The following is an 18912-nucleotide window of genomic DNA, read 5'->3' as shown; positions in this document are numbered from 1 at the left end:
TCGTTCCATCAGTATACGCATGATTTGCATTGCATTCGTAAGAAAATCATTAGAATCAAGTAAATGAATGGATTGGTGTATATTGGTAAGATCAAAAAAGCCCTGAAGAAAACCTTCAGGGCTAGGCAGGAAGCTGGCAAATAGCCAGGAGTCCCTATGCAGTGGTCGGTTTTACCCTAAACAGAATCGCAAACATTACTGGCACTACAATCAGTGTCAGTACTGTAGCAAAACCAAGACCTGCCATAATCGTTATTGCCATCGATCCAAAGAAGGCATCGAAGACGAGTGGAATCATCCCCAAGATGGTCGTTAGAGCAGCCATACTTACCGGACGAACGCGACTGATCGCACTATCGACAATCGCGAGGTAAGGCTCTTTCCCTGACTCCAACTCAAGGTTAATTTGATCAAGCAACACAATACCGTTTTTCAAAATCATGCCACTTAGGCTCAGCAAACCAAGGAATGCTGTAAAGCTGAACGGCATATTCGTGGTAAGCAAACCAAAAGCAACACCAATGATCGCCAACGGCACGGTGAACCAAATGACCAACGGCTTTTTAATTGAGTTAAACAGCAAAATAGTAATGATGAACATCAACAAGTAACCCATCGGCAACGAACCAAACAGACCTTCTTGCGCATCTTTCGATGATTCATACTCACCCCCCCATGTGATTTCGTAACCTTCTGGAATATGCAGTGCCATCACTTTAGGCTGCACACGCGCAAACAAGCTTGCCGCCGTGTCGTCGCTCAACACATCGTGGTCAGCGAGCACAGTTAACGTGCGCTTGCGGTCACGACGCTGAATTAGCGGCTCGCTCCAATCCAATTTAACGCCATCAATCACTTGGTCGACCGGAATATACGTTTGCAGTGATGGGCTCCAAATGGTCACGTTTTGTAGTGATTCAAAGTCCACGCGTTCTTCTTCAGGAAGGCGCGTCATAATTGGCAAAGTGTGTGTACCATCGCGTAAGTAACCCAACGTGCTACCACCAAACGCCATTTGTAGTGTGCTTGAAAGATCTTCTTTCGAAATGCCCAAGCGACGAGCTTTAGACTCATTGAAAACAGGCACAAGCTCCTTAGTACGCTCTCGCCAATCGTGACGAATGTTTCGGGCACCAGGGTCGGTATGAAGGATGTCTTCAACTTGCACCGCTAAATCACGTAAAACTTGCGGATCGGGACCAGTAATACGCGCTTCGATCTTAGACGCTGGTGAAGGGCCAAATTCCATCAATTTAAATTGAAATGTCGGTGCATCAAACGTCTTCGCAAGGTTAGCGTCTAACTTGTGCAACAAACCGAACATGCTCTCACGATCAGTGGCGCGAACTTGGAACTGGGCGTACGCTTCGTAGCTTTTCTCTGGCTGGTAAGTCAGAGCGAAACGCTGCAAACCCTGCCCAATTGAAGCAGAAACAAAGTCAATATCGTCTTGCTGACGAATGTAGCTTTCGACCTCTTCAGCTTTTTTGATCGTTTCGCGGATGTCCGTACCTTCTGGCATCCACATATCAACGTAAAACATCGGCGTGTTCGATGGTGGGAAGAACTGCTGTTTTACATTACCAAATGCCACGACAGCACCCACTAATAGCGCGACCATGCCAGCAACCGTTAGCCAACGGAATCGCAGTGCGAATTTCAGCGATGCGCCAAATACAACAAACAGCCAACCTTTGTAGGGATCTTCTTCGTTAGTATCTTGGCCCTTGTCCTCTTCTTTCAACAATAGATCTGCGAGGAATGGCGTCAGCGTAATAGCGGTAATCCAGCTCAAAAATAGTGAGAAACACAGCACCCAGAATAGAGAGCCCATGAACTCACCCGTTGCATCTTGCGACAAACCGATAGGTGCAAAAGCCGTAATCGCAATGATGGTTGCGCCAAGCAAAGGCCACTGTGTTTGCTTTACAATATCGACGGCCGCTTGAACTTTAGTGCGCCCTTTTTTTAGGCCAACCAAGATGCCTTCCACGACCACAATCGCGTTATCAACCAGCATGCCCAGAGCAATAATTAACGCGCCAAGAGAAATACGGTGCAGCTCGATATTGTTGTAGTTCATCAAGATGAAGGTACCGAACACCGTCAATAACAGCACGACGCCAATGATGACACCACTGCGTAAGCCCATCGTAAACAGCAGAACGATGATAACGATCGCCACTGCCTCTGCTAGGCTAATTACGAACGCTTTAACGGACTCATCCACTTCATTGGCTTGGTTGTAAAAGTAGTTCATATCGATGCCAGCAGGCTTGATAGACTCAAGGCTCGCAAGCTCCGCATCCAAACGTTCGCCAACCTCAACCACGTTCACACCTGACGCAAACGAGATACCGATATTAATTGCTTTTTGACCGTTAAAGAGTACGACGTTGCTTGGCTTCTCTTGGATACCGCGAGAAATCGTTGCTACGTCTTTTAGACGAATTAGGTTCCCAGTGTCACGACCATGAATGATCAAGTTTTCTAGCGCTTCTACGGTGTTTAAGGTACCACTTGGACGAATGACAAGGCTTTCGCCATTGACCATCACTTCCCCTGCTGAAACCACATTGTTTTGTTGGTTCAACAAGCTCGCAACCACGTTCATGTCTAAGTTCAATGCCGCAAGGCGGTCAAGAGAGATCTCAACAAACAGCATTTCTTGTTGATCGCCCGTGATATCCACCTTTCCTACGCCATCAACCAGCTCGATTTCACGAGTCAGGTAATCAGCATAGCGTTTTAGCTCCACATAGTCGTAATCGTCACCAGTGAGCATTAACATCACGCCATAAACGTCACCGAAATCATCAATGATCTGCAAAGATTGTACACCCTGAGGCAAAGTTGGTCGCAAGTCATTAATTTTACGGCGCATTTCATCCCAAATTTGCGGCAGTTCATCAGGACCATAGTCCATTTCCATACTGACCGTGATTTGAGACATACCATCAGAAGACGTAGAGGTAATTTTGTCTATGTAAGGGAGTTTTCGAATCTCTTTTTCTAAAGGATACGTCAGCTCTTCTTCAACCTCTTTCGACGTCGCGCCAGGGTATGTTGAAATGATCATGGCATCTTTAATCGTAAATGCCGGGTCTTCTAGTCGTCCAAGCTCCAAAAACGACGTTAGACCACCAACAGCAAGGATAATAATGAACAACCAGCTGATGACTTTATTTTTTATTGAGTACTCAGCAATGTTCATTATTGTTTATTCTCCACAACATCCACATGTTTACCTTCACGTAATTTACGTAGGTTTGAATTAATCAGAACGTCGCCTTGCTTAACTCCTGACGACACAATGGCTCCGTTGCCATTCACTTGGGAAATCATCACAGGCACCCGAGTGACAACGTCACCCTCTTTTTTCCATACAAAGAACTCATTCTCTTCGCTGCCCGGTTGAAGCGCCGTTACTGGAATACTGTAACCATCGATGGAGGTAATCCCCGCCTTAACCATATCAACCAGAACACTGACACTGGTTCCCGGCAATATCTCTGGTTTTGGCTGTGGCATCGTCAAATACATTTCGTAAGTTTGAGTTTCGGAGTTAGGCTCACTTGTGTGCTCTAAATAGTCCAAAGCAAATGTGTCATTAATGCCGGAGAAGGTTGCTCTAGGCTTGTAGCTCATGTTGTCTGAATTTGGGTCCACCATAGCGAGAACATTGTCGGAAAGCTCAATACGCACGTACACCAAATCGTTTTGATATAGGTTCAACACTGGCTCTCCAACTGCCACACGTTCAAAACGCTCTTTGAAAACGTCAGACACTTTACCGGCGAACGGGGCAAATAAACGGGTGTAGTTCAATTGATTGGTGGCGTTATAGAAATTAGCCTCTGCCAACTCTTTATTAGCCGTTAGCTCATCAAGCTCGGCCTTTGAGATCATCTGACGTGCGTGTAGGTCTTCGCCGCGTTTGAGCTGACGAATCGCCAGTGTATATTGCGCTTCTGCGTCATTTACGGCTTGCTTTTCTTTACTATCATCCAGCTTTGCGATCATTTGGCCTTGCTTAACAACGTCGCCTGCTTTCACCAACACGTGTTGAATTTCTCCCGCGCGGCGGAATGCCATAGGCGTTTGCTCTGCTGGTACAACTATTCCTTTAAAAGCTCGATATTGGCTTTGTACCGGCGCATCCACAGAGATAGTCGACACAAAAAGCGGCTGCTCGACGAAAGCTTGGTTTTCATTTTTGCAACCCGTTAAAACTGCAAGCGCAATTGCAGAGATCGTAAATAGAGATCGTTTCATTAAATGCCTCCCTCACGAACCCAAGCTTTCACGACTTGTCCTTCGACCAGTCGCTCAACGCCAGCAACAACAACGTAATCATTGTTATCAAGCCCTGCTTTCACACCTCCAGAGGCATCAAGAGACACTGTGACTTTATTAACTTGCTGTGTGTTTCTGTCCATTACCCACACTTCGCCTTGCGTCTCTTTTTTGTTTACCCAAGCGGATTGAGGCAACGTCATCGCGTCCGATAGATGTTGTTTAGCTATGTGTACCTGCCCCGTCATACCTGTTAGCAAATTGCGATCTTCTGGTCGAGTTATAGTTACGATCGCCTCATAACTATTGGTATCGACATTTGGCTGAGTCGAAATTTCTTTAAATTTTCCAGGGATACGTTTTCCTGGCTCGCTATCCATCGTCACCCACATATCGGAATTTTGCAGTGACTCAAGTGATACGGATTCCGCATAACTGACTGGCAGTGTGAACGACACATCTAAGGTCGTGTTATCGATAAGATTCAGGATCTCTTGCTTCTCTGCGACCACTTGAAACGGGTTAACATAGGTGTATGACACGATGCCATCAAAAGGTGCGTGAATCTTGGTATAACTCAAATCTGTTTTGGCTTGTTCGTAGTTTGCCAATGCCGCTTTATATTGAGTTTCTTTCTGGTCGTACTCATCTGTACTAATCAGCTTTTTTCCATAAAGGTTTTTCGCGCGCTCCCATTGCGTTTTTGCTAACGCGAACTGAGCTTGAGAGGCGTCTAACGCAAGCTGAAGATCTTTAGGGTCTAACGTTGCAAGCACTTCACCTTTTTTTACCTCTTGGCCCATGCGAACAAGTAATTCATCGACCTCACCACCAACCTGAAAAGAAAGCTGTGCGCGATGTGTCGCATCAATACGCGCTAAAAAGGCATGCGAGTCTTCAACTTCTAGATCTTTCACCGCCAGTAATTTTACAGGTTTGATTAAAGGTTCAGACGGCTCGGAAATGGCTTTGTTACACCCAGTTAGCATGCCAGAGAGACTTAATGTCACCACAGCACCAACTAAAGTGCGCTTTAAATATTGTTTTCGCACCCGCTTTCTCCGTAGGTTTTATTTATTACACAGCCGTGCAGTATATGCAGAATTTGAAATCGATCAAGATATTTTCCAGGTGGAAAGCAAATTAATTAGTCAAAGCGTCCGGTTTCTGGTAAAAGTAAGCGCGTTGATTAATATTCGGGAAAATTCGAACTATGAATGAAAGAAAGCAGGGGCGTAGAAGTGCTGAAGCCGCAGAACAAACTAAGTGTCTGATCCTTAAGGTGGCAGCAGATATGTTTTGTGAACTTGGTTACGAGCGTGTCTCACTGCGCAATATCAGTGAAAAGGCTGGTGTTTCACATAGTTTGATCCGTCACCACTTCGGCAGCAAAGAGAAGATTTGGCAAGCGGTTAGCGACGCGATGGATGAATTCATGCAGTGCTATATGGCTGAATTAATCAATGAGATGCCTGAGAACACACCTTCGAATAGAAAAATTTATCTGTTCATGGTTCGCATGCTGGCATTTGCGCTCGTTAATCCTCACCCAGTACAGATGATCGCTGATGCTATTCGCCAAGGCGATGATGGTGCCCTGCTGCAGTATTTCTTAAAGTCAAAAGATGAGTTTGCTGCGATATTTACCGGAATTTTTGAGCAGTACAACAGTGAAAACCCTAACGCCCAATTTGATCAGTGGGAATCAAAGTGGCAGATGTTGATTTTTGCACATGGTGCAATCAGTCTTACTCCGATGATGCAAGAGACATGGCCTGACATCGCTGATAATCGCGAAAAAATGCTGATCAAACATTGGGAGTTGTTCAATACGATCATGGCGTCTCAGTTTGGGATTGCAAAAGAAGACATGATTCATCCGGAAAAACTTGAAGATATCGTTATCGACATGTGTTGTACAATCGACAAAGCGGTCGGATAAGGCTGCAGAAACTACGATAACTTCCAAGCGTATAAATAAAACCGATATACATAAAAATGCCGAGCTAGAAAGCTCGGCATTTTTGCTTGTTTCTTGCCTCGCGAATACGCGAAGAATGACAATAATGAGTAACCTAACCGCGGTAGTAACGTTGCGGTACAAACGGCATTTTCTCAACCGTCATTGGTAGCATTTTACCGCGTACTTCAGCGAACAATTCGGTACCAATCGCAGCAAGATCAGCACGCACATAACCCATTGAGACAGGCTTACCTGCATTTGGACCCGCAGTGCCGCTGGTGACAACGCCAATTTTAACGCCATCAGCATCAAACAATTCCGCGCCTTCACGTACTGGTGCTTTAGTTTGGCCAACTAAACCGACACGCTTGCGCGCCACATCTTTGGTCTCGATCTGCTTAAGAATAATATCCGCACCTGGGAAACTACCTTCACGTTCACCGCCGATACGACGAACCTTTTGGATGCCCCATAACAAGCTCGCTTCTACAGGCGTAGTTGTTGTGTCTAGGTCATGACCGTATAGGCAAAGACCACACTCGAGACGAAGTGAATCACGAGCACCAAGGCCAATCCATTCAACTTCCTCTTCCGCGGTCAGTTTACGTGCTAGTTCTTCTGCCTTGTCAGCAGGAACCGAGATCTCGTAACCATCTTCGCCAGTGTAGCCACTACGAGAAACAATGCATTCGGCGCCTAAAATATCGACATTACGAATATCCATGAACAGCATGTCAGAAACTTCTGGGGCAAAACGCGCCAATACAGCTGCCGCTTTAGGGCCTTGGATCGCAAGCAGAGCACGGTCTTCAATAATTTCTAACTCAACACCAGATGGCAAATGCGATTGTAGGTGTGCAATGTCTTGTTCTTTGCATGCCGCGTTCACAACCACAAAAAGGTGATCGCCTAGGTTCGCTACCATCAAGTCATCCATGATGCCGCCCTCTTCATTAGTGAAGAACGCATAACGCTGTTTACCAGACTCAAGATCCACAATATCTACTGGCACTAATGTTTCTAGGAACGCAGCTGCACCGTCACCGAGTAGGCGAAGTTGTCCCATATGAGAAACATCAAACAGACCTGCCGCATCACGAGTGTGTAAGTGTTCCTTTTTTACGCCTAGAGGATACTGAACAGGCATATCGTAACCCGCGAACGGGACCATTTTGGCACCAACTTCAACGTGAAGTGCGTGTAGTGGTGTTTTCAGTAGTTCTTGAGTCATTTTCGTCTCCATTTAGATAGACCCGAGAATGCTATCGGCATTCGATGTGTTTCCAATAATAAACACGGCTCATTCTATTTTGCACGAACAAGACGTAGATCGACTTGCAAAAGTGTGACTCTTAACATTTTAATCACAACAAATCGTACAAAAAAAGCGCTTTAATGAGTGTGTTCTCATCAAAAAAGCGCTTTTTCATCATAACGACCACCAACAGCAATCGTTTGCTTTCACTATAGGAAATTTACAACTATTTATCACTATTTGGCTGTCACCCACAAAATGTGCGCATCTTCCTCGCTAACACTGGTCAACATATGTCCCATGTTCGCATCGTAATAGACGCTGTCGCCCTCGCTTAGAACAACAGGTTCGTAGAACTCAGAATAGAACATGACCTCACCAGATAAGATAAGCAGAAATTCTTCGCCATCATGACGAACCCAGTCTTTGTATTCATCAAAACTGCGAGCACGAATTTGGCTCTTAAACGGCATCATTTTCTTATTGGAAAGTTGAGTAGCGAGCAGTTCATGTTCATAGGTTTGCGTTGGGTGTGGTTTGCCTTCATTCTTCTTGGTAACATCCCTACGCCCTGTCGCAACCTTTTTTCTAGGTGGTTCAAAGAGTTGCGGCATATCAATTTGTAAGCCAAGCGCCAATTTTTGCATTGCTTGAAATGTCGGAGAGATCTGCTCATTTTCTATTTTACTCAGTGTAGAACGAGCAAGCCCTGTTCGCTGACTGGCTTCTTCTAGTGTAATACCAAGTTTTGAGCGGATATCCTTGATACGCTGACCCAGCTTTAATGGCTCGATATTTTGCTCATTTTGCTCTTTCGCTAACGTCATCGATGGGTATTCATCGTAAATACTTTCTGCCATAAATCCCTCTATAGATATCCTTATTTTTATCCTACTAGCATTGTGCATGAAGCACATAGTGGATAAAAGTCCACCACGTGAATTAAACCGTGCTCTTGTTAACAATTTTTGAAATCTTGTTTCCTATAGGAAATTTTTGGTTGATTGTTCCCGCTGCAGGCGCTATGTTACCAACTTGTTAGATGTAGAGATGCATATTTCCGTAAGAGATTGGTAAAGGAAACACGCAATCCGACGGAGTTTTTGCCCACATTTAGGGCCGGATGTTCACTCTGTTCTGCTATGCAGTTCAGCTGTTTTGAGGACAAATGAACCACAACCGCAAATCATAATTCATCTATTGCGGGTTCATTTTAAGATTTGGAAGGTCAACTACCATGAATAAGAGTTACCCTAACCACAGCTTGGAAAACTTTTTCTCTACCAACCTCTCTGCGACAGGTGATGCTGTCTTTGCTGGAATTCAGGCGGAATCCGCTCGCCAAAACGAACAAATCGAACTTATCGCTTCTGAGAACATTGTTTCTAAAGCGGTAATGCAAGCTCAAGGCACATGCCTAACAAACAAATACGCTGAAGGTTATCCAGGTCGTCGTTACTACGGTGGTTGTGAGCACGTAGATACAGTGGAAGCCATTGCTATCGAACGCGCGAAAAAACTTTTTAATTGCGAATACGCAAACGTTCAACCTCACTCAGGCGCTCAAGCAAATGGTGCGGTGAAACTGGCTCTTCTTCAACCAGGCGACACCATTCTTGGCATGTCTTTGGACGCTGGTGGCCACCTAACGCACGGTGCACGCCCAGCACTTTCTGGTAAATGGTTTAACGCAGTTCAATACGGCGTTGATCGCGAAACACTGGAAATCAACTACGACGACGTTCGTGCACTTGCAGTAGAACACAAACCAAAGATGATCATCGCAGGTGGCAGTGCTATTCCACGCGTTATCGATTTTGCTAAGTTCCGTGAAATCGCTGACGAAGTTGGCGCAATTCTTATGGTCGATATGGCGCACATTGCTGGCCTTATCGCAACAGGTGCACACCCTAGCCCATTGCCACATGCGCATGTTGTGACAACCACAACACACAAAACATTGCGTGGCCCTCGCGGCGGTATGATTCTTACTAACCACGAAGACATCATTAAGAAAATCAACTCCGCCGTATTCCCTGGCCTACAAGGCGGCCCACTGATGCACGTTATCGCAGCAAAAGCGGTTGCATTTGGAGAAGCGCTTGGCCCTGAATTTAAAACTTATATTGATTCGGTGATCAATAACGCAAAAGTCCTAGCGGAAGTATTGCAAACTCGCGGTTGCGACATCGTAACTGGTGGCACAGACACGCACCTAATGCTGGTTGACCTTCGCCCTAAAGGCTTGAAAGGCAACAAAGCAGAAGAAGCTCTAGAACGTGCTGGGATCACATGTAACAAAAATGGCATCCCATTCGATACAGAGAAGCCTATGATTACATCGGGCATCCGTTTAGGAACGCCTGCGGGTACAAGCCGCGGCTTTGGCGCTGAAGAATTCAAACTCATCGGTAATTGGATAGGTGACGTGCTGGATGGTTTGGTGAACAACCCAGAAGGTGACGCAGACGTTGAAAAACGCGTTCGCAAAGAAGTAAAAGAGCTTTGCAGTCGCTTCCCTCTTTACCAATAAACGATTTTTTAAAAATCACAATAATTCCTGACAAGTTATTTGGAGATTAAGCAATGGACAAAACACTGAAGTTTACAGATAGCCACGAGTGGGTACGTGACAACGGTGACGGCACAGTAACACTTGGTATTTCTGAGCATGCGCAAGAAATGTTGGGTGACGTAGTATTCGTTGACCTACCAGACGTAGAAGACGAAGTAGAAGCAGGTGAAAGCTTCTCTTTGGTTGAGTCTGTAAAAGCAGCGTCAGATATCTACTCTCCTGTTACCGGTGAAATCGTAGAAATCAACGAAGAACTAGAAGACAGCCCAGAGCTAATCAACGAAGAACCGTACGAAGGTGGTTGGATTGTGAAAGTGAAGCTTTCAAACCCATCTGAGTTGGATGACTTAAAAGACGCGGAAGAATACCTAAACTCTATCGAAGAAGAGTAATTAGGATGTGACGAAAGCTGTTCCCTAGCCTGTTTAGAGAGCAGCTTTTTTTCTAGGTTCGGACGTATAATTAAATGTGTCACTAACGACCATTTCCGTTACCCGAGCCAAGGAGTAGGTAAAGGACAATGACTGAATTACTTCAAAGCCTCAGCACACAAAATGAGTTCGTTGGACGCCACAACGGACCAAGCAAATCAGACCAACAAAAAATGTTGGATGCCATCAACGCGGTAAGCCTTGACGCCCTCATCGAAGAAACCGTGCCTGCACAAATTCGCCTAGAACAACCAATGACGTTGGCAGAAGCGAAAAGCGAAGCAGACATGCTAGTGACGATGAAGCAGTTTGCTAAACAAAACCAAATTAAACGTACATTCATTGGCCAGGGCTACTACAACACGTTTACTCCAAACGTCATTCTACGTAACGTGCTAGAAAACCCTGGCTGGTATACCGCTTACACACCTTACCAACCTGAAATTTCTCAAGGTCGCTTGGAAGCCCTTTTAAACTTCCAACAAATGATCATCGACCTAACTGGTATGGAAATCGCGAACGCCTCATTGCTAGACGAAGCAACAGCGGCAGCAGAAGCAATGACTCTGTGTAAGCGCGCAGGTAAGAGCAAGAGCAACGTATTCTTTGTGGCTGACGATGTTCACCCACAAACGCTAGAAGTAGTAAAAACTCGTGCAAAATTCATCGGCTTTGAAGTTCTGGTTGGTTCGCTAGAATCCCTACCAGAGCAAGACGTGTTCGGCGCACTAGTTCAATACCCAAGCACAACAGGTGAAGTTCGTGACCTAACGGACATTATCGCAAAAGCGCAGGCAAACAAAACGCTTGTCACTGTTGCGACTGACCTGCTTGCTTCTACCCTATTGAAGCCTGCTGGTGAAATGGGCGCAGACGTAGCAATCGGTTCTGCACAACGTTTTGGCGTTCCTATGGGTTACGGCGGTCCACACGCGGCATTCATGGCAACGCGTGACAAACACAAGCGCACCATGCCAGGTCGTGTGATCGGTGTTTCTATCGATACTAACGGCAACCAAGCACTGCGTATGGCAATGCAAACCCGTGAGCAGCATATCCGCCGCGAAAAAGCGACATCGAACATCTGTACCGCTCAAGCATTGCTAGCGAACATGGCGTCTTTCTACGCGGTTTACCACGGCGCAGAAGGTCTACGCACTATTGCTCGCCGTACACACCATATGACTGCGATTATCGCCGCTGGCCTAACCAAAGGCGGCTTTGAACTTGCTCATAACAGCTTCTTCGATACCATCACGATCAACACAGGTTCAAAAACAGAAGAGCTTTACGCAAAAGCACTTTCAGCAGACATCAACCTACGTCTACTACCTGGCAAGCTAGGTATTAGCTGTGACGAAACAACCACGGTCGCTGATGTAGAAGCACTATTTTCAGTCTTTGGTGTAAAAGAAGACGTAGCAGCACTATCGACGGAAATCGCAGGCAACGAGTTTGCGGCAATTCCAGAAGCGCTACGCCGCACAACAGAATACCTGACTCACCCTGTATTCAATACGCATCACAGCGAAACGCAAATGATGCGTTACCTGAAACAGTTAGAGAACAAAGACTTCTCGCTAACGCACGGCATGATCCCACTAGGCAGCTGTACGATGAAGCTGAATGCCGCGGCAGAGATGATTCCAATCACTTGGCCAGAGTTTGGTTCTATCCACCCATTCGCGCCAGCAGAACAAGCGGCAGGCTATGCAGCACTAGCGAAAGATCTAAAAGAGAAGCTTTGTGAGATCACAGGCTACGACGCATTCTCACTTCAGCCAAACTCTGGTGCATCGGGTGAGTATGCAGGTCTTATCGCGATTCAACGCTACCACGAAAGCCGCGGCGAAGGTCACCGCAACGTATGTTTGATCCCAAGCTCTGCGCACGGTACTAACCCTGCGACAGCATCTATGGTGTCAATGAAAGTTGTCGTGGTTAAGTGTGATGAAGAAGGCAACATCGACATCGACGACCTAGCAGCGAAAATCGAGAAGCACAAAGACAACCTATCAAGCATTATGATCACTTACCCTTCTACGCACGGTGTTTACGAAGAGAAAGTGAAAGAAGTGTGTGAAATGGTTCATGCCGCTGGCGGTCAGGTTTACCTAGACGGCGCTAATATGAACGCGCAGGTTGGTCTAACATCACCAGGCTTTATTGGTTCAGACGTTTCTCACCTAAACCTACACAAAACCTTCTGTATCCCACATGGTGGTGGCGGTCCGGGTATGGGTCCTATCGGTGTGAAATCTCACCTAGCGCCTTTCCTACCAGGCCATATTGAAGACGGCGTAGAAGGCGAAGATTTTGCAGTATCAGCAGCAGATATGGGTAGCGCTTCTATCCTACCGATCTCTTGGGCTTACATCGCAATGATGGGCGAAGCAGGCCTAACAGATGCAACAAAAGTAGCAATTCTGAACGCAAACTACGTGATGGAAACACTTCGTCAACACTACCCTGTTCTTTACCGTGGCAAAAATGGTCGCGTAGCGCACGAATGTATTATCGACATCCGTCCGCTTAAAGAAGAGACAGGCATTAGCGAAGAAGACATTGCTAAGCGTCTAATGGACTACGGTTTCCACGCACCAACTATGTCGTTCCCTGTAGCGGGCACGCTAATGGTTGAGCCAACGGAATCGGAGGATCTAGAAGAGCTAGACCGCTTCTGTGATGCGATGATCGCTATCCGCGAAGAAATGGAAAAAGTGAAAAACGGTGAATGGCCACTAGAGAACAACCCTCTCGTTAATGCGCCACACACGCAAGTTGACCTTTCTGCTGAAGAGTGGGACCGTCCTTACTCTCGCGAGCTTGGCTGCTTCCCTTCTAAAGCGACCAAATCTTGGAAGTACTGGCCAACAGTAAACCGCGTAGATAACGTATACGGCGACCGTAACCTAATCTGCTCGTGCCCAAGCATCGATAACTACGAAGATTAATTTTTGGCAGCATCTAAATAGACAAAGGCGAACCGTTTGGTTCGCCTTTTTGTTTTTGGTGTGCCGCCCTAACATTTGTTGATACATCAAGAAGGAATGATGGCTAGTTATTGTTTGCACAAAAGTGATTTAGAAATATTGTGACTTCTGAGAACCTTTGAATTAGCACTAATATCTCAGAACCTTAAAAGCTTGTTGGAAACTCCTCATGAACACTATGTTATGCAGGTGCTGTGTAATTTCTCAGTTCAGTTGCAGTAAGTCCCATTTATTACCATAGAGATCTTGGAACACCACCACTGTCCCGTATTCTTCCACACGAGGCTCTTCATTAAATACAACACCATTTTTCTTCATCAACTCATAGTCACGCCAGAAATCATTAGTTTGCAGGAACAAGAAAACACGACCACCTGTTTGATTTCCTACTGCGTGCGTTTGCTCCGGTGTACTCGCTTGAGCCAAAAGAAGGTTTGTACCATTGGAGTTTGGAGGAGAAACTTGAACCCAGCGTTTACCACCACCTAGGCTGGTATCTTCAACCAGGGTGAATTGAAGTTTTTGAGTATAAAATTCGATAGCATCGTCGTAATTTTCAACGACTAGAGCAATGTTTCCGATTTGCTGCTGAACAGTTTTGGCCATGATGATTTCCGCTGTGTCAAAACGCTAATTGTACGCTATTTTGAGACTTTTCTAGAAAGCACGTAACGCCTTGCAAAAGTGTAAGGCACACAATACGAATGTTTACGCATAGCATCAAATAGACATCCTTTTTCGCTTTCTTCGTTCACTCCTTTATCTAACTTTATTGAGTGCATGTCGAAAATCTTCAATCTTTTGCTAAGAGCGTTTTTTATTATGTGAAAAACAGAGGAGAATGACCATGAAAAAACGACTCAACTATATTGAAGTAGCGCCAAAGGCAATAGAAATCCTATACGCTCAGGAAGCTTACTTCCATGAACAATTTAGCCAATCAGAAACCATGAACATGATCATATGGGAACTGGTTAAGTTACGCATATCGCAAATCAATCAATGTGCATTTTGTATCGACATGCATAGTAAAGATGCGCTTAAGTTAGGTGAAAAGCCGGAACGCATATGGGGGCTTAGTGCATGGAAAGATATGCCATTCTACAGCGATGCAGAACACGTTGCACTAGGCTGGGCTGAATTACTAACTGCTGGCCGACCTGTAGATGATGATACCTATCAGCTGACCTTGAATACCTTCGGAGAAGAAGCTATGGTCAGCCTAACAATTGCGATCAACGCGATCAACAGTTGGAACCGAATAGTTAAGGCATTTAAGCCAAAGGTTGGAGTCTATAAACCTAGATAATTCTATCTGACAGTTTTTACATATAAGTCACTGCTTATTCCTCAACTTAATATGATGAAAAGTACATGTGTATCACTTTCTCATTTAAGTTGAGGTTAAATAGGATGATTCATTTGAACTTAGAATTTGATATTTTAAAACCTCAAAGGGCTTTAGCTGGCTATGTTCAAGCCATTTGGTCAGCATCCGTCAAACCTGATACGACGCAAACCGTACGTAAACAATTACTCAGTGATGCTGGTACAGGTGTGGTATTCATTTTACAAAATGAAGTACAAATGGATGGTGAGTGGCAAACGCCAGGGGTTGTCCTACTACCTGTAAGCATTCTGGCACATCAAGTCTGCCTACCGCCAGGCGCGGTGATGACTGGCGTACGCTTTCATCCTGCTGTTGGTTATCAACTATTTGGTAAACGCCTAGAACAGCTATTGCGGATTCAAGATGACCACCCTTTGGCTTCTTCTGCGCTAGCAACATTTGAGTCTCTGCAAACAGCGCGTTCGCCGTCTGCAAGGATTTCTACTTTGTATCGCTGGGTTCAAGCACTGATTGAGGAATATGAACCACAGTACGTCGGCCACATCATTGACCAGCCTACAGGGACGCTCAGTCAGCGCCAGAGAGAGCGCAATTTTCAGAAATGGTTAGGGATTACTCCTAAACATTACCAACGCATTAAACGAGTGAAGCACACTTTAGAGCAACTCCGAGCGCAACCCGATCTTACTTTATCGGAGTTGGCGCTGGAGCAAGGTTTTTCCGATCAAGCACACATGACTAGAGAGTGTAAGCAGATTGCGCGCATGACACCGAAGCAGTTTGTCCGAAAGAGAAATCTCTAAACCCTATTAGTTTTGTACATCAAACCCAGTTGATTCAGAATCAACCAAGCACTTGTCATGAAGTTCGATCATATATCACCTACTTTTCAGATCGCTCATTCCAGCTTGATGTGAATTTGTTAGCTCGCTTTTGATGCCGCGTGCTGTTCTACCATAAACGCGATCACTTCTTCATTTAAGCAAGATTTGCTGATGTATTGGCGCTGTTTACCAAGATGAAGGATAAAGCCCAAATCAGTTTGTTCCAGTTGGTCAATTTCATTCCATGCGAGGCTGCGGTCAACTTTACCGCTTTTGTAGCGCACGCCATCTGCATTTACTTCAAACACTACTTTGCTGCCACGGCTTGAACTGATGGTTTGACGCCAAAGCCACCAAGTTCTTTTGAAGTAAACGCTGCACGCTTCAATCACACTCAATACGATAAAGAACCAACCGACATAACCGTTAGGTAGCAGTTCAAACTCCAATAAAACCACACCAAAGATAAGAAACAGCATCCCTTTTAGGTACGCCTGTGGAAACTTCGTTGGTTGGCTAGTTTGATCATAACACTCAGCAAAGAAAGGTTTGTCGAGTATGTATTCTGTAGTGAATTCGAAATCTTTAGACATGTATGGTTACTTCAAGGCTTCTGTAAATGAGTAATCTTGGTTGCACTCTCGCAACGCCTGCATTGTAGCGCTTATCGGGATTTATCTTTAGTCCTTTTGATTCTGTTTTGTAAATCAATGATACCGCCACGCAAAAAGACCTCGGTGCACTCGCCAAGATCAAACAAGGCGAACCATTTGGCTCGCCTTGTTAATTAATGACCTATATGACTTATAAGGTTTTCTACTTTAGAGGGTCGTTGTCTGGCAATGCACTGTGTATCCAGACTGCCAGTCGGTGTTTGATGCTTGCGCCGTCTAGCTTGCTTTCCGGTAGTGGCGTGATCTGTTTGGCATCGACCAAGAATAGGTAAATCGCTTTTACTCTCAGAGGTTGTGGTGACTGTGGAAGGTCAAAACCTTGTAGCTTCGCCATCTTACCACCAATCTCTAGTGCCTTCTTAACCAGTTTGTCTTCATTGTGAAGCTTGGAGCTTTTTGACATTGATAAATCCTCTTCTTCGCTTCAATTAAGGATACATGAAGTGTCACGTATGGCGTGTTAGTAAGCTCGCATATTGATAAGTTTATGCCTTGCTTCCGAGTTACTGGTTGAAAAACGACCTTTTTCGAGGCGTATTTTCTGTGTATGCCTCCGAGCTGCAACTCCGAGTGGGCTTGAGGGCCAGCCTCCGAATAATTTATTTAGAACAGAGATCATGTTCACCGTAAACGAGCCATTTCGGTAAATATGCGGTTTCCGGAATAGTCCAGCCATACTTATCGTATGCCAATGCAGCTAGACCAGTCAGTTTCAAAGAAACATTCCCTTTTGGCGAATAACGAACATCTTCATTCATGTAAAACTGGTAATGCGCCTCTAACGCATCTCTCAGTGCTTCTTGATAATGTGCCTCATCGCCATCGATAATGGCAACAAACACATTCACAAATGGAATAAACAAAGAGTGTACATATGGCACCCTGGTTGATTCTAAATATTGCGGGGAGGATTTCTCCATCACAGTTTGCAATAACTCAGGTAACGCTGATGAATTGCTAAATACACCGCTAACGAACTCGACTAGAGCAACATTAAACGGCGTCTTTATAGACAATAATGACTCATCCATGATGGTCATCAGCTCTACGCAGCGCCAATCTCTCGCTGCCATCGCTAAGCAGATTTCATCCAGCCAAGCATCCATTGTTCCTCCTGCAATAGAACGGTTACCCACTTCCGAAAAGTGTCGGTGCCCAACGGAGAACTCAACAACTTGGTCTGAATGATTGGCCAGCAAGTACACGTTATTCAGTAACTCAAGCGCCCTTTTTATATAAGCTGGCGAGGCCTGATGTTGTCCGAATTCGGAAGCAGTGAAGAATGCATCAAGCGAATACCAAGCGTCGCTACTCATTCTTTTGAGAGGTTGCTGATAAAAAGATTGTTTTTCATCAAGCATTCTTTCCCAGAAGCTGTAAAAATTTTCATCTTCTTCACGAAAAATACGCAATTTTCTTTCTTCAGGTATATCTAAATAGTGATTTTTCATTGGTACCCTAGCCTCGTATTATAGTTGTTATAATTTTTCGCCGTGAAGATGTTCATTCTCAAAATCAAGCAGTGAATGATGCCGAAGTTGATTTATAAAATCAATTTATAATCAGTATTTTATATCGAAATTTAATGCTTAATTGAAATGAATCAAAAGGCCGAAAAACATTTGAGATATAAGGCTAATGCGCAAGCCACGATGGGTAAGCCAGAACGTACCTGTCCATAAACAGTGGACGACGAACACTGACTTTGTGGAGTAAAGATAAACAGATATTCACCATTGCGTTCGCCTTTCTTTTTCTGTCGCTTTCGATAATACTCTTGCGCAATATTACTCAGCTGGAAAATTTTATGCCTCAAGCAAACTCTGTGGTCGTACTCGACTTTGAAACCACAGGTCTCTCTCCTACTTTAGGTGATCGCGCAATAGAAATTGGTGCAGTAAAGTTAGTCGATGGCGAGGTTGTCGATAGTTTTCAGCGACTCATGAATCCCGGTTTCAGAGTGAGTTCTTTCATTGAGAACTACACCGGCATTACCAACAATATGTTGCGATCGGCACCAAGCTGCGAAGAGGTAATGGCGTCATTTAGTGAGTTCATTGCTGGCGAGAACCTTATCGCTCACAACGCGTCTTTCGATAAACGATTTTTAGATGCAGAGCTTGAACGAATCAACTGTGGTTATTCGGGTGAGTTTGCTTGCTCCTTGCTGGTAGCAAGACGGCTCATTCAAGATGCTCCGTCACACAAGCTAGGCGAACTTGTTCGCTATAAAAATATCGACAACAACGGTGTTTTTCACCGCGCACTAGCCGATGCACAAATGACGGCCAAGCTTTGGCTCTTAATGGTCGAAGGATTAGAAAACTCAGGTATCCTTAAGCCAAGTTTTCAGTTGATGCAAACGGTTAGTAAAACAGCAAAAGGAAAGGTCGACCTGCTACTCGCCAAAAGCCGTGCTTAACTCCCTCCTCACTCAAAGTTCATTTTTTGACTCTTAGACATTTAAGCAACTTTCGATATACATAAGATATTGAGCATCCCAGTGAAGTTCCTACTCCGAAAACGGCAGTTCGCTGGTCTCACCAACCA

16 protein-coding genes are annotated in these 18912 nt (G+C 45.0%); 7 read left to right on the top strand and 9 right to left on the bottom strand.

Annotated elements, in window-relative coordinates; genetic code table 11:
* Positions 1-154: 154 nt before the first annotated feature.
* Genes P4S59_RS20545 through P4S59_RS20535 form a run of 3 tightly spaced genes read right to left on the bottom strand, consistent with a single transcriptional unit; the run spans position 155 to position 5348 of the window.
* Complete coding sequence (locus tag P4S59_RS20545; protein ID WP_074190632.1) at positions 155-3214, bottom strand: efflux RND transporter permease subunit; 3060 nt, start codon at positions 3212-3214, stop codon at positions 155-157.
* Positions 3214-4275 carry an efflux RND transporter periplasmic adaptor subunit gene (locus P4S59_RS20540; RefSeq protein WP_337168969.1) on the bottom strand — a complete coding sequence of 354 codons (1062 nt, stop codon included), beginning with the start codon at positions 4273-4275 and terminating at the stop codon, positions 3214-3216. Before P4S59_RS20540 ends, P4S59_RS20545 begins: the two co-directional genes overlap by 1 nt.
* A complete protein-coding gene (locus tag P4S59_RS20535) occupies positions 4275-5348 on the bottom strand; it encodes an efflux RND transporter periplasmic adaptor subunit (protein ID WP_074190630.1) in 1074 nt (357 codons plus the stop codon). Before P4S59_RS20535 ends, P4S59_RS20540 begins: the two co-directional genes overlap by 1 nt.
* A 161-nt stretch (positions 5349-5509) precedes the next feature.
* On the opposite strand from P4S59_RS20535, the gene vdeR reads away from it, so the two are divergent.
* A complete protein-coding gene (gene vdeR, locus P4S59_RS20530; protein ID WP_006742273.1) occupies positions 5510-6238 on the top strand; it encodes an efflux transporter transcriptional repressor VdeR in 729 nt (242 codons plus the stop codon).
* A 133-nt stretch (positions 6239-6371) separates the two neighbouring features.
* Here vdeR and gcvT read toward each other — a convergent pair whose 3' ends face one another.
* Both gcvT and P4S59_RS20520 read right to left on the bottom strand, forming a co-directional pair.
* Positions 6372-7490, bottom strand: coding sequence for a glycine cleavage system aminomethyltransferase GcvT (gene gcvT, locus P4S59_RS20525; RefSeq protein WP_337168968.1), 1119 nt, complete (start codon positions 7488-7490; stop codon positions 6372-6374).
* Between the two features lie 260 nt (positions 7491-7750).
* The gene (locus P4S59_RS20520) at positions 7751-8374 is read right to left on the bottom strand and encodes a helix-turn-helix domain-containing protein (protein ID WP_164665596.1); all 624 of its coding nucleotides are present in this window, start codon (positions 8372-8374) and stop codon (positions 7751-7753) included.
* Between the two features lie 377 nt (positions 8375-8751).
* Between P4S59_RS20520 and P4S59_RS20515 the strand changes: the two genes are divergently transcribed.
* The 3 genes from P4S59_RS20515 (at position 8752) to gcvP (ending at position 13474) form a co-directional block, all read left to right on the top strand.
* Positions 8752-10047 carry a serine hydroxymethyltransferase gene (locus P4S59_RS20515; RefSeq protein ID WP_337168967.1) on the top strand — a complete coding sequence of 432 codons (1296 nt, stop codon included), beginning with the start codon at positions 8752-8754 and terminating at the stop codon, positions 10045-10047.
* 53 nt (positions 10048-10100) lie between these two features.
* Positions 10101-10481, top strand: a complete 381-nt coding sequence (gcvH, locus tag P4S59_RS20510) for a glycine cleavage system protein GcvH (RefSeq protein ID WP_046876056.1) — start codon at positions 10101-10103, stop codon at positions 10479-10481.
* Positions 10482-10609: 128 nt separating this feature from the next.
* Positions 10610-13474 carry an aminomethyl-transferring glycine dehydrogenase gene (gene gcvP, locus P4S59_RS20505; protein WP_225461076.1) on the top strand — a complete coding sequence of 955 codons (2865 nt, stop codon included), beginning with the start codon at positions 10610-10612 and terminating at the stop codon, positions 13472-13474.
* 243 nt (positions 13475-13717) lie between these two features.
* Here gcvP and P4S59_RS20500 read toward each other — a convergent pair whose 3' ends face one another.
* The gene (locus P4S59_RS20500) at positions 13718-14119 is read right to left on the bottom strand and encodes a VOC family protein (protein ID WP_109169928.1); all 402 of its coding nucleotides are present in this window, start codon (positions 14117-14119) and stop codon (positions 13718-13720) included.
* Positions 14120-14360: 241 nt separating this feature from the next.
* Between P4S59_RS20500 and P4S59_RS20495 the strand changes: the two genes are divergently transcribed.
* Together P4S59_RS20495 and P4S59_RS20490 are read left to right on the top strand one after the other, a co-directional pair.
* A complete protein-coding gene (locus P4S59_RS20495; RefSeq protein WP_109169927.1) occupies positions 14361-14822 on the top strand; it encodes a carboxymuconolactone decarboxylase family protein in 462 nt (153 codons plus the stop codon).
* 104 nt (positions 14823-14926) lie between these two features.
* Positions 14927-15667, top strand: a complete 741-nt coding sequence (locus tag P4S59_RS20490; RefSeq protein WP_181869543.1) for a helix-turn-helix domain-containing protein — start codon at positions 14927-14929, stop codon at positions 15665-15667.
* A 119-nt stretch (positions 15668-15786) separates the two neighbouring features.
* Here P4S59_RS20490 and P4S59_RS20485 read toward each other — a convergent pair whose 3' ends face one another.
* The 3 genes from P4S59_RS20485 to P4S59_RS20475 all read right to left on the bottom strand — a co-directional run bounded on the left by P4S59_RS20485 (position 15787) and on the right by P4S59_RS20475 (position 17813).
* Positions 15787-16281: a YcxB family protein gene (locus P4S59_RS20485; protein WP_114323698.1), complete on the bottom strand. Its 495-nt coding sequence runs from the start codon at positions 16279-16281 to the stop codon at positions 15787-15789.
* Between the two features lie 223 nt (positions 16282-16504).
* Positions 16505-16765, bottom strand: coding sequence for a DUF5062 family protein (locus P4S59_RS20480; RefSeq protein WP_005376453.1), 261 nt, complete (start codon positions 16763-16765; stop codon positions 16505-16507).
* A 196-nt stretch (positions 16766-16961) separates the two neighbouring features.
* Entirely contained in the window at positions 16962-17813 is an 852-nt protein-coding gene (locus P4S59_RS20475) for an immunity 49 family protein (protein ID WP_114323697.1), read from the bottom strand.
* Positions 17814-18169: 356 nt separating this feature from the next.
* On the opposite strand from P4S59_RS20475, the gene P4S59_RS20470 reads away from it, so the two are divergent.
* The gene (locus P4S59_RS20470; RefSeq protein WP_181869542.1) at positions 18170-18784 is read left to right on the top strand and encodes a 3'-5' exonuclease; all 615 of its coding nucleotides are present in this window, start codon (positions 18170-18172) and stop codon (positions 18782-18784) included.
* Positions 18785-18912 lie beyond the last annotated feature (128 nt).

The organism is Vibrio sp. M60_M70 (assembly GCF_037162085.1).
Lineage (GTDB): Bacteria > Pseudomonadota > Gammaproteobacteria > Enterobacterales > Vibrionaceae > Vibrio > Vibrio diabolicus.
This window is presented reverse-complemented; position numbering and strand designations above follow the sequence as displayed.